Annotated in this window: 11 protein-coding genes; 3 read left to right on the forward strand and 8 right to left on the reverse strand. The window is 70.5% G+C overall.

Annotated features, from left to right (window positions below; genetic code table 11):
- The first annotated feature begins 15 nt into the window (after positions 1-15).
- Positions 16-1698, forward strand: coding sequence for an MFS transporter (locus Q0599_RS24485; RefSeq protein WP_298835317.1), 1683 nt, complete (start codon positions 16-18; stop codon positions 1696-1698).
- 18 nt (positions 1699-1716) lie between these two features.
- Here Q0599_RS24485 and Q0599_RS24490 read toward each other — a convergent pair whose 3' ends face one another.
- The 8 genes from Q0599_RS24490 to Q0599_RS24525 all read right to left on the reverse strand — a co-directional run bounded on the left by Q0599_RS24490 (position 1717) and on the right by Q0599_RS24525 (position 9648).
- Positions 1717-2370, reverse strand: a complete 654-nt coding sequence (locus Q0599_RS24490) for a general secretion pathway protein GspB (protein ID WP_298835318.1) — start codon at positions 2368-2370, stop codon at positions 1717-1719.
- 3 nt (positions 2371-2373) lie between these two features.
- Positions 2374-4017 carry an ExeA family protein gene (locus tag Q0599_RS24495; RefSeq protein WP_298835319.1) on the reverse strand — a complete coding sequence of 548 codons (1644 nt, stop codon included), beginning with the start codon at positions 4015-4017 and terminating at the stop codon, positions 2374-2376.
- Positions 3993-4226: a cysteine-rich CWC family protein gene (locus Q0599_RS24500; RefSeq protein WP_298835320.1), complete on the reverse strand. Its 234-nt coding sequence runs from the start codon at positions 4224-4226 to the stop codon at positions 3993-3995. Before Q0599_RS24500 ends, Q0599_RS24495 begins: the two co-directional genes overlap by 25 nt.
- A complete protein-coding gene (locus tag Q0599_RS24505) occupies positions 4219-5763 on the reverse strand; it encodes a malonyl-CoA synthase (protein WP_298835321.1) in 1545 nt (514 codons plus the stop codon). Before Q0599_RS24505 ends, Q0599_RS24500 begins: the two co-directional genes overlap by 8 nt.
- A gap of 17 nt (positions 5764-5780) precedes the next feature.
- Complete coding sequence (locus Q0599_RS24510; protein WP_298835322.1) at positions 5781-6572, reverse strand: enoyl-CoA hydratase/isomerase family protein; 792 nt, start codon at positions 6570-6572, stop codon at positions 5781-5783.
- Between the two features lie 82 nt (positions 6573-6654).
- Entirely contained in the window at positions 6655-7641 is a 987-nt protein-coding gene (locus Q0599_RS24515) for a tripartite tricarboxylate transporter substrate binding protein (protein WP_298835323.1), read from the reverse strand.
- Positions 7642-7670: 29 nt separating this feature from the next.
- Positions 7671-8969 carry a malonyl-CoA decarboxylase gene (locus tag Q0599_RS24520; RefSeq protein ID WP_298835324.1) on the reverse strand — a complete coding sequence of 433 codons (1299 nt, stop codon included), beginning with the start codon at positions 8967-8969 and terminating at the stop codon, positions 7671-7673.
- Positions 8959-9648: a GntR family transcriptional regulator gene (locus Q0599_RS24525; RefSeq protein WP_298835325.1), complete on the reverse strand. Its 690-nt coding sequence runs from the start codon at positions 9646-9648 to the stop codon at positions 8959-8961. Before Q0599_RS24525 ends, Q0599_RS24520 begins: the two co-directional genes overlap by 11 nt.
- A gap of 152 nt (positions 9649-9800) precedes the next feature.
- Between Q0599_RS24525 and Q0599_RS24530 the strand changes: the two genes are divergently transcribed.
- Positions 9801-11270 carry a sigma 54-interacting transcriptional regulator gene (locus Q0599_RS24530; protein WP_298835326.1) on the forward strand — a complete coding sequence of 490 codons (1470 nt, stop codon included), beginning with the start codon at positions 9801-9803 and terminating at the stop codon, positions 11268-11270.
- A gap of 71 nt (positions 11271-11341) precedes the next feature.
- Positions 11342-12256 carry a transglycosylase SLT domain-containing protein gene (locus Q0599_RS24535; protein ID WP_298835327.1) on the forward strand — a complete coding sequence of 305 codons (915 nt, stop codon included), beginning with the start codon at positions 11342-11344 and terminating at the stop codon, positions 12254-12256.
- Positions 12257-12296: the final 40 nt, after the last annotated feature.

Raw genomic sequence — 12296 nt, forward strand, 5'->3', positions numbered from 1 at the left:
CCATCGCCCACGTTCATGCACACGATCACCCGCACGCTCGGCCACGCCGCTGCGGCGCCGGCGCCGATGACGGCGCAGCACAAGAGGGTCATCCTCGCCTCGTCGCTCGGCACGGTGTTCGAGTGGTACGACTTCTATCTCTACGGCGCGCTGGCGGCGATCATCGCCAGGCAGTTCTTCGCCGGCCTCGATGCCGGCTCGGCCTTCGTCTTCGCGCTGCTCGCCTTCGCCGCCGGATTCGTCGTGCGCCCGCTCGGCGCGCTGGTGTTCGGCCGGTTGGGCGACATGATCGGCCGCAAGTACACCTTCCTCGTCACCCTGCTGATCATGGGCCTGTCGACGTTCATGGTCGGCATCCTGCCCGGCTACGCACAGATCGGCGTCGCCGCCCCGGTGCTCCTGATCATGCTGCGACTGCTGCAGGGCCTCGCGCTGGGCGGCGAGTACGGCGGCGCAGCGCTCTACGTGGCCGAGCACGCCCCGCGAGGCCAGCGAGGCGCCTACACCTCCTGGATCCAGACCACGGCCTCGCTGGGCCTGCTGCTGTCGCTGACGGTCATCATCTGCACGCGCGGCCTGCTCGGCGAGCAGGCCTTCGGCGAGTGGGGGTGGCGCGTTCCCTTCCTCGCGTCGATCGTGCTGCTGGGCATCAGCACGTGGGTCCGCCTGGCGATGGGCGAGTCGCCCGCCTTCACGAAGATGAAGGAGGCGGGCCGGACCTCCAGGGCGCCGCTGGCCGAGTCGTTCGGCCGCTGGAAGAACCTGAAGGTGGTCGTCCTGGCGCTGGTCGGGCTGACCGCCGGCCAGGCGGTGGTCTGGTACACGGGCCAGTTCTATGCGCTGTTCTTCCTCACCGAAGCACTGAAGGTCGATGCCGCGACAGCCAGCGTCCTGGTCGCCGTCGCGCTGCTGATCGGCACGCCGTTCTTCGTCGTGTTCGGCACCCTGTCGGACAAGGTCGGTCGCAAGCCGATCATCATGGCCGGTTGCCTGATCGCCGCGCTGGCCTATTTCCCGCTGTTCAAAGCGCTCACCGCGGCGGCCAACCCCGACCTCGCCGCGGCCCAGGCACGCAACCAGGTCGTCGTGACGGCCGATCCGGCGGAGTGCGCCTTCCAGTTCAGCCCGACCGGCACGGCGAAGTTCACCAGCGCCTGCGACGTCGCCAGGCAGGCCTTGGCCGCCGGCGCGGTGAGCTACCGCAGCGCGGATGCAGCGCCGGGAACCCCGGTGACGGTCTCGGTCGGCGAGACGGTGATCCCGGTGCTCGGCGCGAAGGGCCTGCCCGCCGCCGAGGCGAAGTGGCGGGAAATGGAGTTCAGGCGCTCGCTGGCGGACGTGCTCAGGTCTGCCGGCTACCCGGCGCGGGCCGATCCGGCCAAGGTGAACGAGCCGCTGGTCGTGACCATCCTGGTCGCGCTCGTCGTCCTCGTGGCCATGGTCTACGGCCCGATCGCCGCGATGCTGGTGGAGATGTTTCCGACGCGCATCCGCTACACCTCGGTGAGCCTGCCCTACCACCTCGGCAACGGCTGGTTCGGCGGTCTGCTGCCGGCCACTGCCTTTGCCATCGTCGCGCACACCGGCAACATGTACGCGGGCCTGTGGTACCCGGTCGCCGTCGCCGCGGTCACCTTCGTCGTCGGCATGCTGTTCCTGCGCGAGACGAAGGATGTGGACCTCGACACCCGCGGCTGAGCGCCGCGCGTGCGACGCTCAGAACGCCACCTCGAAGCGCTGGCCGCGGATGTTCAGCACCGCGGCCTTCGGCTTGATCTGCTCCAGCGTCGCGCCGGGGCCGAGCGCATCGCCTTCGTGCAGCAGCTGGCCGTTGACGATGAGCAGCCGGTTGGCCGGCGTCGCCGAATAGATCGAGCCGCCGAAGGCCAGCGCCGGCAGGCCCGCGCGCACGTCGGCGGGCAACTCCGCGAGCGAGCCGACGCGCTGCGGCGTGGGTGCCGCGGCGGAGGCCGCAGGAGACGGGCGCACGGTGCCCTGCGCCTCGACCGGATCCTTGGGCGCGACCGGCGGCGGTGAGGCACGCATCGGCGCGATGGCCACCGGGGCGGTGGCTGGCGCCGGCGCGGCCGTGACGGGCGCCGGTGCCGGCATCGCCACCGGGGGCGATGACGGCGGAGGCGGCGACACGGGCGGGGGCGTCGGTTCGGCGGCTGGCCACTGCCAAGCCACCGCCACGGCCAAGCCGCCCAGCAGGCCGATCGCCAGCCAGTGCCAGGGCTTCAGACCGCGCGGGCGCGAACGGCCGTCGTCGTCGCCGAGCTCGGGCATGGCCTGCGTGTGCAGTCCCGGCACGCCGCCTCGCTCGCGCTCGGCATCGGCACGGCGCAGGGCATCGAGGATGTAGGACATCGCTTACCTCTCCGACTGCAGGCGTGGCTCGGCGACGCCGGTGGCACGGTTGATCTGCATGAGCGTCAGCGGACCGGCCAGGCCGTCCGGCTTGAGGCCCTGCGCGACCTGGAAGGCGTTGAGCCGGTTGCGCAGCGCCGCATCGAAGCGTGTCGGCGCCGGAGGAGGGGGGTCGCCCTGGGCAGCGGCGAGCTGTGCCGACAGCCAGTCGACCGGCGCGCCATCGTCGTAGCCCGGCGGGGTTCGCCACAGCGTCGCGAACTCGCCGTGCCACAGCTCGGCCAGTGCGGTCAGCGGCAGGTTCATGGCGCCTTCGCCGGTGGCCAGGGTCGCGCTGCGCATCGTCAGCGCGGTGAGCAGCGCATAGACCGGCTTGCCGCCGGCCGGCTGCAGCGTCAGCAACACGGGCCGATCGAGCTGGCGGATCAGCGCCAGCGTGCTGTTGCTGCTGCGGAAGCATTGCAGCGCCTGGCGCGCCGCCGACGCGCAGGGCTCGCCGTCGCCGAGCGTGACCTGCCACGATTGCGCCAGCGCACGCAGCGCGTCGCCTTCGCTGCGCCAGGCCGCGGCGGCCACTGCCTTCGGATCGGCCGGCGCGGGCGCCGATCCCGCCACAGCCGCCGCGGTCGGCGCCGACGCGGCTTCCGACGCGGCCGGCGCCTGCGCCACCGCCGAGGCCGCCGGCGCGGAGGCGGCGGCGGCCTGCGGGCCCGCGCCGCTGCGGCGCTCGACGACCACACCGGCCCAGATCGCCAGGCCCAGGCTCGCCACGCCTGCCGCGACCAGCATGGCGCGCCGCCAGATCGCGCGTTCGGGCAGCGCGTCCTCGGGCAGGCGTCCGTCGAACACCTCGCGCGCCGCCTTCTCGACGATCTCGGCATCGACCGATGCCTTGTTGCCCGCATAGGCGCCGAGCAGCGCGCGGTCGCACAGCAGGTTGATGCGCCGCGGCACGCCACGCGACAGCTCGTAGACGCGCTTGAGCGCCTCGCGCTCGAAGGGCAATGGCCGGCTCATGCCAGCCACTGCGAGCCGGTGGCGGATGTAGTGCACCGTCTCCTTGGGGGTCAGCGCCGGCAGGTGGAAGCGCGCGATGACGCGCTGCGCCAGCTGTTCCAGCTCGGGCCGCGCGAGCATGGTGCGCAGCTCGGGCTGGCCGATGAGCACGATCTGCAGCAATTTGCGCTCGTGGGTCTCCAGGTTGGTCAGCAGACGCAGCTGCTCGAGCACGTCGGCCGACAGGTTCTGCGCTTCATCGATGATGAGCACGTTGGTCTGGCCGACGGCATGCGTCTGCAGCAGGAACTCGTTGAGTGCGTCGACGTAGTCCTTCACGGTCGCGCCCTCGGGCCGGCGCGGGATGCGGAATTCGTCGCACACCGAGCGCAGCAGCTCGGTGACGGTCTGCTTGGGGTTGAAGATGTAGGCGACGTTGCAGCGCTTCGGGATCTGCTCGAGGAAGCAGCGGCACACCGTGGTCTTGCCCGCGCCGATCTCTCCGGTCAGCAGCACGAAGCCGCCGCCGCCCTTCACGCCGTACAACAAGTGCGCGAGCGCCTCTCGGTGGCGCTCGCTCATGAAGAGGTAGCGCGGATCCGGTGCGATCGAGAAGGGCTGCTGCCTCAGGCCGAAGAAGCGGGCGTACATGGGACGCAGGATACCCGGGACGCTCCGGCCGCCAGTTCACGCAGGCAGTTCAGGCACAGGCAACCGTGGAATCGTTCGCTCAGCTCGGCGCGCAGCGCCGGCGTGAGGCTGAGCGTGGTGCAGGCGCAGGGCCCGGCATCGCTCGCGCCGCAGTGGAACGCGCTGCCGCAGCGCGGGCAGCGCGATTCCGGCGGTGGCAGCTCAGGCACCGAACAGTCCCTTGTGCTGCTCGCGCAGCAGGTTCTTCTGCACCTTGCCCATGGTGTTGCGCGGCAGCGCGTCGACCACGAAGCAGTGTTTGGGCACCTTGAAGTTGGCGATCTTGCCCTTGAGCTCGGCGACCAGCGCGGCCGCGTCTGGCTTCGCGCCGGGCTTGGCGACCACCACCGCCACCACGCCCTCGCCGAAGTCGGGATGCGGCACGCCGATCACCGCGCTCTCGGCCACGCCGTCCATCTCGTTGAGGTAGCCCTCGATCTCGGCCGGGTAGACGTTGTAGCCGCCGGTGATGATCAGGTCCTTGCTGCGGCCGACGATGGTGACGTAGCCGCGTTCGTCGACCTTGCCCACGTCGCCGGTCTTGAACCAGCCGTCGGCGGTGAACTCCTCCTTGGTCTTCTCCGGCATGCGCCAGTAGCCCTTGAAGACGTTCGGGCCCTTCACCTCGATGCCGCCGATCTCGCCGGTCGGGCAGGGCTGGCCCTGCTCGTCGCTGACGCGCAAGGCCACGCCGGGCAGCGGAAAGCCCACCGTGCCGCCGCGGCGCTCGCCGTCCTCCGGATGGTACGGATTCGAGGTGAGCATCGCCGTCTCGCTCATGCCATAGCGCTCGAGGATGGTGTGGCCGCTGCGCTCGCGGAACTCGTTGAAGGTCTCGATGAGCAGTGGCGCCGAGCCGGCGACGAACAGGCGCATGTTCCGGCAGGCCTCGCGACCGAAGCCGGGTTCGGCGAGCAGGCGCACGTACAGCGTCGGCACACCCATGAACACGGTGGCCTCGGGCAGTCGCCGGACCACCGCGGCGGGGTCGAACTTCGCGAACCAGATCATCTTGCTGCCGTTGAGCAGCGCGCCGTGCGAGGCGACGAACAGGCCGTGCACGTGGAAGATCGGCAGCACGTGGATGAGCACGTCGCCGGGCACCCAGCCCCAGTAGTCCTTCAGCACCCGGGCGTTGGACAGCAGGTTGCCGTGCGTGAGCATCGCGCCCTTGCTGCGCCCGGTGGTGCCGCTGGTGTAGAGGATGGCCGCGAGGTCGTCCGCCCACTTGGTCGCCGGCGTGTGGGTGTCGGCATGGTGCGCGGCGCGGTCGAGCAGGGTGCCGGTGCGGTCCTCGTTGAGCGTGAAGACATGCTGGGTGCCCGCCTTGAAGGCGATCTTCGACACCCAGCCGAAGTTCCTGCCCGAGCAGACCACCACGCTGGGCTCGGCATTGCCGATGAAGTACTCGATCTCGGCGGCCTGGTAGGCAGTGTTCAGCGGCAGGTAGACGTAGCCGGCGCGCAGCACGGCGAGGTAGAGCAGCAGCGCCTCGACCGACTTCTCGGTCTGCACCGCCACGCGCGCGCCGGAGGGCAACTGCAGCGACGCCAGCAGGTTGGCCATCATCGCCGTGGCGCGTTCGATGTCGCGCCAGGTGTAGAAGAGCGGCGCGCCGGGTCCGTCGGCCGTCTCGATGGCGGTGGCGTCGAGGTCGTCGGGGAAGGCCTCGCGCAGGGCGACGAACAGGTTCTGGTGGCTGGTCATGGGGGCTCCGGGCCGCGTCATCCCCTCTGGAAGCGCGGCGTTCTCTTTTCGATGAAGGCCATCACGCCTTCGCGGTGCTCGTCGCTGTCCGCATAGGCGTAATGGGCCAGGCGCTCGATCTCGCCCGGGCCGCCGGCCGCGATCTGGCGCAAGGTGCGCTTGTTGATGCGTGCCGCCTGCGGCGACAGCAGCGCCAGCGCCCGGGCGCGCGCGAGCGTGTGTGTGGCGACCTCGGCGTCCGGCACGACGGCGTGCACCAGACCGTGCTGCAGCGCCGCGACCGCGCTCAGCAACCGCGCCTCGAGCAGCATCTCGCGCAGCAGCGCAGCACCGGCCAGGCGCGCGACCACCTGCAGCTCAAGCGGTGCCATCGGGAAGCCCAGCTTCGCGATCGGCGCGCCGAAGCGGCTGCCCTCGCCGCAGACGCGGATGTCGCAGCAGGCGGCGATCTCCAGGCCGCCGCCGATGCAGTGACCCTCGATCTGCGCGAAAAGCGGGATGTCGCAGGCCAGCATGGCGTGCAGCGCCGGCGCGACGACGTTCTCGTGGAAGTCGCGCAGCGACGACTCCTCGAAGCGGAAGCTGGCGAACTCGACGATGTCGCCGCCGGCGGCGAAGTGGCGGTCGGCGCCGCGCACGATGACCGCGTGCGGCGCCTCGTGCGCCGGCAGCTGCTGCAGGTGCAGCATCAACGCGTGGAGTTCGCGCCACATCGCGATGTCAATCGCGTTGAGCTTGTCCGGGTTGGCCAGCGTCAGGTGGGCGACGCCCTCGACGTCGCCGCGCTCCAGCGTGATCGAGCCGGGCATCTCAGTGGCGCCCGGCCGTTCCGAAGCCACTGAGCGCCCCCGCGGGGGGCCGCGAACGAAGTGAGCTTGGGGGCCTCATGGTTCAGTCCAGCTTGGCGCCCGAGGCCTTGACCACCTCGGCCCAGCGCTTCACCTCGCTGGAGACGAACTTGCCGAAGGCCTCGCCGTAGAGATTGGGGGCGTCCGCGCCGAGGTTGGTCCAGGTGGCCTTCAACTCTTCCGAGTTCAGCGCCTTTCGCATCTCCGCCTGCATCGTGTCGACGATCTCCTTGGGCGTGCCCTTCGGCGCCCACAGGCCGTACCAGGTGGCGACCTGGTAGCTGCCCAAGCCGCTCTCCTTGGCGGTGGGCACGTTCGGGAAGCCGGGGTTGCGCGCCTCGCTGGCCACCGCGATGGCCTTGATGCGGCCACCCTTGATGTGCGCGGCCGACGAACCCAGGCCGTCGAACATCATGTCCACCTGCCCCGCGATCAAGTCCTGCAGCGCCGGGCCGGCGCCCCGGTAGGGGATGTGGGTGACGAAGGTCTTCGACTGCAGCTTGAACAGCTCGCCGGCGAGATGGTGCGAGGTGCCGTTGCCCGCCGAGCCGTAGTTCAGCTTGCCCGGGTTCTTGCGGATCTGCTCGAGCAGGCCGGCGAGGTCGTTCGCCGGCACGCGCTGCGGATTGACGACGATCACCTGCGGCACGCTGGAGATGATGCCCACCGGCACGAAGTCGGTCTCGATGTTGTAGTCGAGCTTGGGGTACATCGACGGCGCGATGGTGTGATGCACCGCGCCCATGAAGAAGGTGTAGCCGTCCGCCGCGGCCTTGGCGGCCACGCCCGCACCGACGGTGCCGCCGGCGCCGCCCTTGTTGTCGATGACGAACTGCTTGCCCATGTTCTTCGTCATCTGCGCGAACAGCGGCCGCGCGAACGCATCGGTGCCGCCGCCGGCCGGGAAGGGCACGACGATGGTCACCGGCTTGGTCGGCCAGGCCTGGGCAGCGGCCCAGGGGGAGGCGGCAGCGAGTGCGGCGAGGACGAGGGTGGCGCGTCGCAGGCGGGATGGCAGCGGGCGGTTCATGGGGTGTCTCCTTGCTTGTGGTGTGTGGATCAGAGCAGTGCGGTCAGCAGCCGTGACTGTGCCACTTCTCCGTGGACGAACTTCTCATGGTGCGACTCGACCTTGTCCAGGTCGTACAGGTAGTTGACCATCATGCCGAAGGACTGGCGCAGGCCCTTGGCGGAGAGGTCGCCGAGCGGGTCGAGCCGCTCCAGGCGTGCACCGTTGTCGAGGTGGAAGCGGGCCACTGGATCGCCGCCGGCGCTGGTGGCGTGCCAGCCCAGGTAGTAGGCGGCCAGACGCAGCAGCGCCTGCGTGGCGTCGGGCGGCAGGGCGCGCAGCGTGGTCGCCTGGGTCAGGCGGTCGAACTCGCCGGCGCAGGCCGCGGAGAGGCTGGCCAGGGCCTCGGCCAGGCGTTGCGCGCGCGTCTTGCTCAGCCCCTCGCAAGGCGCGCCGGCACGAACCCAGCGCGCGAAGCCGGGGATCGGCGACAGCGTGCAGAAGGTCTTGAGCTGCGGCAGCTCGCGCTTGAGCGCCTCGGCGACCCGCTTGATGAGGAAGTTGCCCATCGACACGCCCTTGAGGCCCGGCTGGCAATTGCTGATCGAATAGAACGCCGCGACCTTGAACTGATTCTCCGGCAGCGGCGTCGAGGCCTTGTCGATCAGCGGCGCGATCGCCTCGGGCATGGCCGGCAGCAGCGCCACCTCGACGAAGATCAGCGGCTCGTCGGGCAGCTGCGGGTGGAAGAAGGCGAAGCAGCGCCGGTCGGGCTGCAGGCGGCGGCGCAGGTCGTCCCAGCCGTCGATCTGGTGCACCGCCTCGTGGCGGATGATCTGCTCGAGCAGTTGCGCCGGCGAGTTCCAGTCGACCCGCTTCAGCTCCAGGAAGCCGGGGTTGAACCAGCTCGACAGCAGGTGCAGGAAGTCGGCCTCGACGGCTTGCAGCTCGGGCTGCCTGTTCAGTCGCGGCAGCAGCGCGCGGCGCATCGCGACGATGCTCGAGGTGCCGCCGGGCGAACGGTTGATGCGCCGCAGCAGCTCCTGGCGCGGCGGCTCGGCGCTGCGCGTGAGTTGCGCGAGGTTGGCCGCGTTGGGCGCTTCGGCGTAGGCCTGGGCGCGCTTGAGCACCAGCTTCGGATCGGGGCTGAAGTCGCGCGCGAGCCGCTCGAAGAAGCTGCCCTGCTCGTCCTCGGGCAATTCGCGAAAGCGCGCCACCAGCTCGCGCGCAATGGCCACGCTGTTCGCCTCGCCGCGTTCCGAGAGCAATCGGCGGCAGTCGATCAGCAGGCCGCGCAGGTGGTGGGCGCCCTTGACCTTGCGCGCGGCGCTCTTCAGCTCATCCAGCATGGGGCGTCCCTTCGGATTTCTCGTGCTGGCGCAGCGCCTTCAGCGCGGCGAGCTGCGCCAGCAGGTGGTCGTGCATGACCCGCTCGGCGCGCGCGGCGTCGTGCTGCACGATGGCGTCGAGCAGCACGCGGTGCTCGTTGATGGAGGCTTCGATGCGTCCGGGCCAGCTCAGCTGCCGGCCGCGCAGCAGGCGCACGAAGCGGCGCAGGTCGCCGGTGGCACGGTCGAGCCAGCGGTTGCCGGCGAGCGCCTGCACGGCGGTGTGGAACTCGTGGTTGGCGCGGTAGTAGGCCTCGATGTCCTGCGCTGCGGCGTGCTTCTCGAGCTGCTCGTGCAGTCCCTGCAGTCGGCGGACGTCGGCGTCGCTCGCCTTGCGCACCGCCTCGTAGGCGCAGCGCCCTTCCAGCAGCGCCATCACCGGCAGCAGTTCGTCGGCCTCCTCTTCCGCGATCTCGGCCACCCTGCAGCCCTGGCGCGGCACCGGCACCACCAGCCCTTCGGCCGCCAGCACCTTCAGCGCCTCGCGCAGCGGCGTGCGGCTGATCTGCCACTCGCGCGCCAGCGCCAGCTCGTCGACCCACTGGCCGGGGGCGAGCTGGCGCTCGAAGATCATGCTGCGCAGCCGGGTGGCCACTTCTTCGTGCAACGAGGACGGGCGCAGCGGGATCGGATCGACCATGGGTTCTCTGCCGTCGGCGGATGCCTCACTCTACAATTACTAATTCATAATTACAAGCGCATCGATGGCGCCGTGGTGACATCCCCGGCGATCGGGGGTGGTGCCGCTGCGCTGGAGGGCTAAAGTGTCCGCCTTTCCGACACGCCGCCGCGATGCCCGTCAACCCGCACGCCCTGCCGCTCGATGCCGACAGCCTGATCCGCCTGGCCGCGCAGTCGATGTTCGACACCTTCGCGCAGACCGCGATGGGCATGATGGTGGTCGACCGCCAACACCGCATCGTCTGGATCAGCGAGGGCTACAAGCGCTTCCTGCCGGCGCTGGGCCACGCCGAGGAGGACTTCGTCGGCCGCCGCGTCGAGGAGGTCGTGCCCAACACGCTGATGGCGCAGGTCATCGAGAGCGGCCAGCCCATCCTCGTGGACCTGCTCACCAACCAGGCGGGCACCTTCCTCGTCAGCCGGTTGCCGCTGCGCGACGCGGCCGGCCAGGTGATCGGCGCGATGGGCATGGTGCTGCTCGACCACCCCGAGACGACGATGCAGCCGCTGATCGGCAAGTTCAGCCGCCTTCAGCGCGACCTCGACAACGCCCGCCAGCAGCTCGCCGAGCACCTGACGCGCGAGCGCCGGCCCAAGCACACCATCACCAGCTTCATCGGCGCGAGCGCGCCGGCGATGGAGGTCAAGCGCCAAGCGCGGCGGGTGGCGCAGACCGACAGCACGGTGCTGTTGCTCGGCGAGACCGGCACGGGCAAGGAACTGCTCGCCCATGCCATCCATGCGGCCAGTGCACGCGCCGCCAGGCCCTTCGTCGGAGTGAACATCGCCGCGGTGCCCGACACGCTGCTCGAGGCCGAATTCTTCGGCGTGGCCGGCGGCGCCTTCACCGGCGCCGACCGCAAGGGCCGCGACGGCAAGTTCAAGCTGGCCCACGGTGGCACGCTGTTCCTCGACGAGATCGGTGACATGCCGCTGCCGCTGCAGGCCAAGCTGCTGCGTGTGCTGCAGGAGCAGGAGGTCGAGCCGCTGGGCAGCAACCAGGTGCAGCACGTCGACGTGCGCGTCATCGCCGCCACCAGCCGCGACCTCGCGGCCATGGTGCGTGCAGGCAGCTTCCGCGCCGACCTGTTCTACCGTCTCAACGTGCTGCCGATCCGCGTGCCGCCGCTGCGCGAGCGGCTCGCCGACCTGGAGGCGCTCGCCGACGGGCTGGCCGACGACATCGCGCGGCGCAGCGGCATGGCGCACAAGGGGCTGGCCCCCGACGCGCTGGACCTGCTGGCGCGCCAGCCCTGGCCAGGCAACATCCGCGAGCTGCGCAACGTGCTCGAGCAGGCCAGCCTGATGACGGACGACCCGGTGCTGGAGGCGCGGCACTTCGAGGCGGTGCTCGGGGAGCACGAGCCGGTGATGGCAGCGCCGCGCGCTGCCGCACCCGTCGCGCCGCTCGCAGTGGGCGTACCGAAGATCGCCGGTGTGAAGTCGCTGCCGCAGGCGGTGGCGGAACTCGAGGCGCAGGCGATCCGCGAGGCGCTGGCCGCCACCGGCGGCAACAAGCTGGCGGCGTCGCGCCTGCTCGGCATCTCGCGCGCCACGCTGTACGAAAAGCTCGCGCCATGAACCGCGACCGACTAAAAACCAAACACTGTCCGCCTCTCGGACAGTATGTGCCCGGAATCTGTCCAAATCTCGTGCAAAAAGCGGGCACCGTGCTGGTGCTCGGCCTGGCGCTGAACGGCGTGGCGCACGCCGCCGTCCGCTCGCTCGAGAACGACGAGGAGCGCAGCGTGCGGGTGCTGCTGCGCCAGGAGGCGCTGGGCTACGAGAACGGCGAAGGCGTCGAGCGCAACCCCGCCAAGGCCGCCGCGCTGTACTGCAAGGCGGCGCGGCTGGGTGATGCCGATGCGCAATTCAACCTCGGCTGGATGTACGCGAACGGCCGCGGTGTCGAGCGCAGCGACGCCACCGCCGCCTTCTTCTTCCACGCCGCCGCCGAACAGGGGCTGGAGCAGGCGGTGCGCATGCTCGCCACCGTGGGCGGCCCGCCGAACTACGTGCCCGACTGCATGATCGACCACGCCCCGCCGCAGATGGCCGAGCTGCGGCCGAAGGCCGTGCCGCTGGCGGCGCGGCCCGAGGTGATCCCGCCGGACGCGCCGCGGCACATCGTCGAGATCGTCAAGAAGCATGCGCCGCAGTACAAGCTGTCGCCGCAGCTCGTGCTCGCCTTCATCAAGGTCGAGTCCAACTACGACACCATCGCGCTGTCGCCGAAGAACGCGAAGGGGCTGATGCAGCTGATCCCGGAGACGGCCGAGCGCTTCGGCGTGAGCCGGCCGTACGACGCCGAGCAGAACATCCGCGGGGGCATGGCCTACCTGCGCTGGCTGATGGCCTACTTCGAGGGCAACGTGCCGCTGGTGGCCGCGGCCTACAACGCCGGCGAGGGCGCGGTGAACCGTTACCGCGGCGTGCCGCCGTATGCCGAGACGCGCGCCTACGTGCTGCGCATCCTTGCCGGCTTCAGCCGCATCAGCCATCCGTACGACGCGAGCGTGACGGGCCCGTCGCCGCAACTGCCGCAGATGCGCTCGATGGGGCGCTGAGCCTCGGCCCAGGGTTTCCACGGTGCCTCGTGGCACGTGC

The sequence above is a fragment of the uncultured Piscinibacter sp. genome (genome assembly GCF_937952055.1).
GTDB lineage: Bacteria > Pseudomonadota > Gammaproteobacteria > Burkholderiales > Burkholderiaceae_C > Piscinibacter.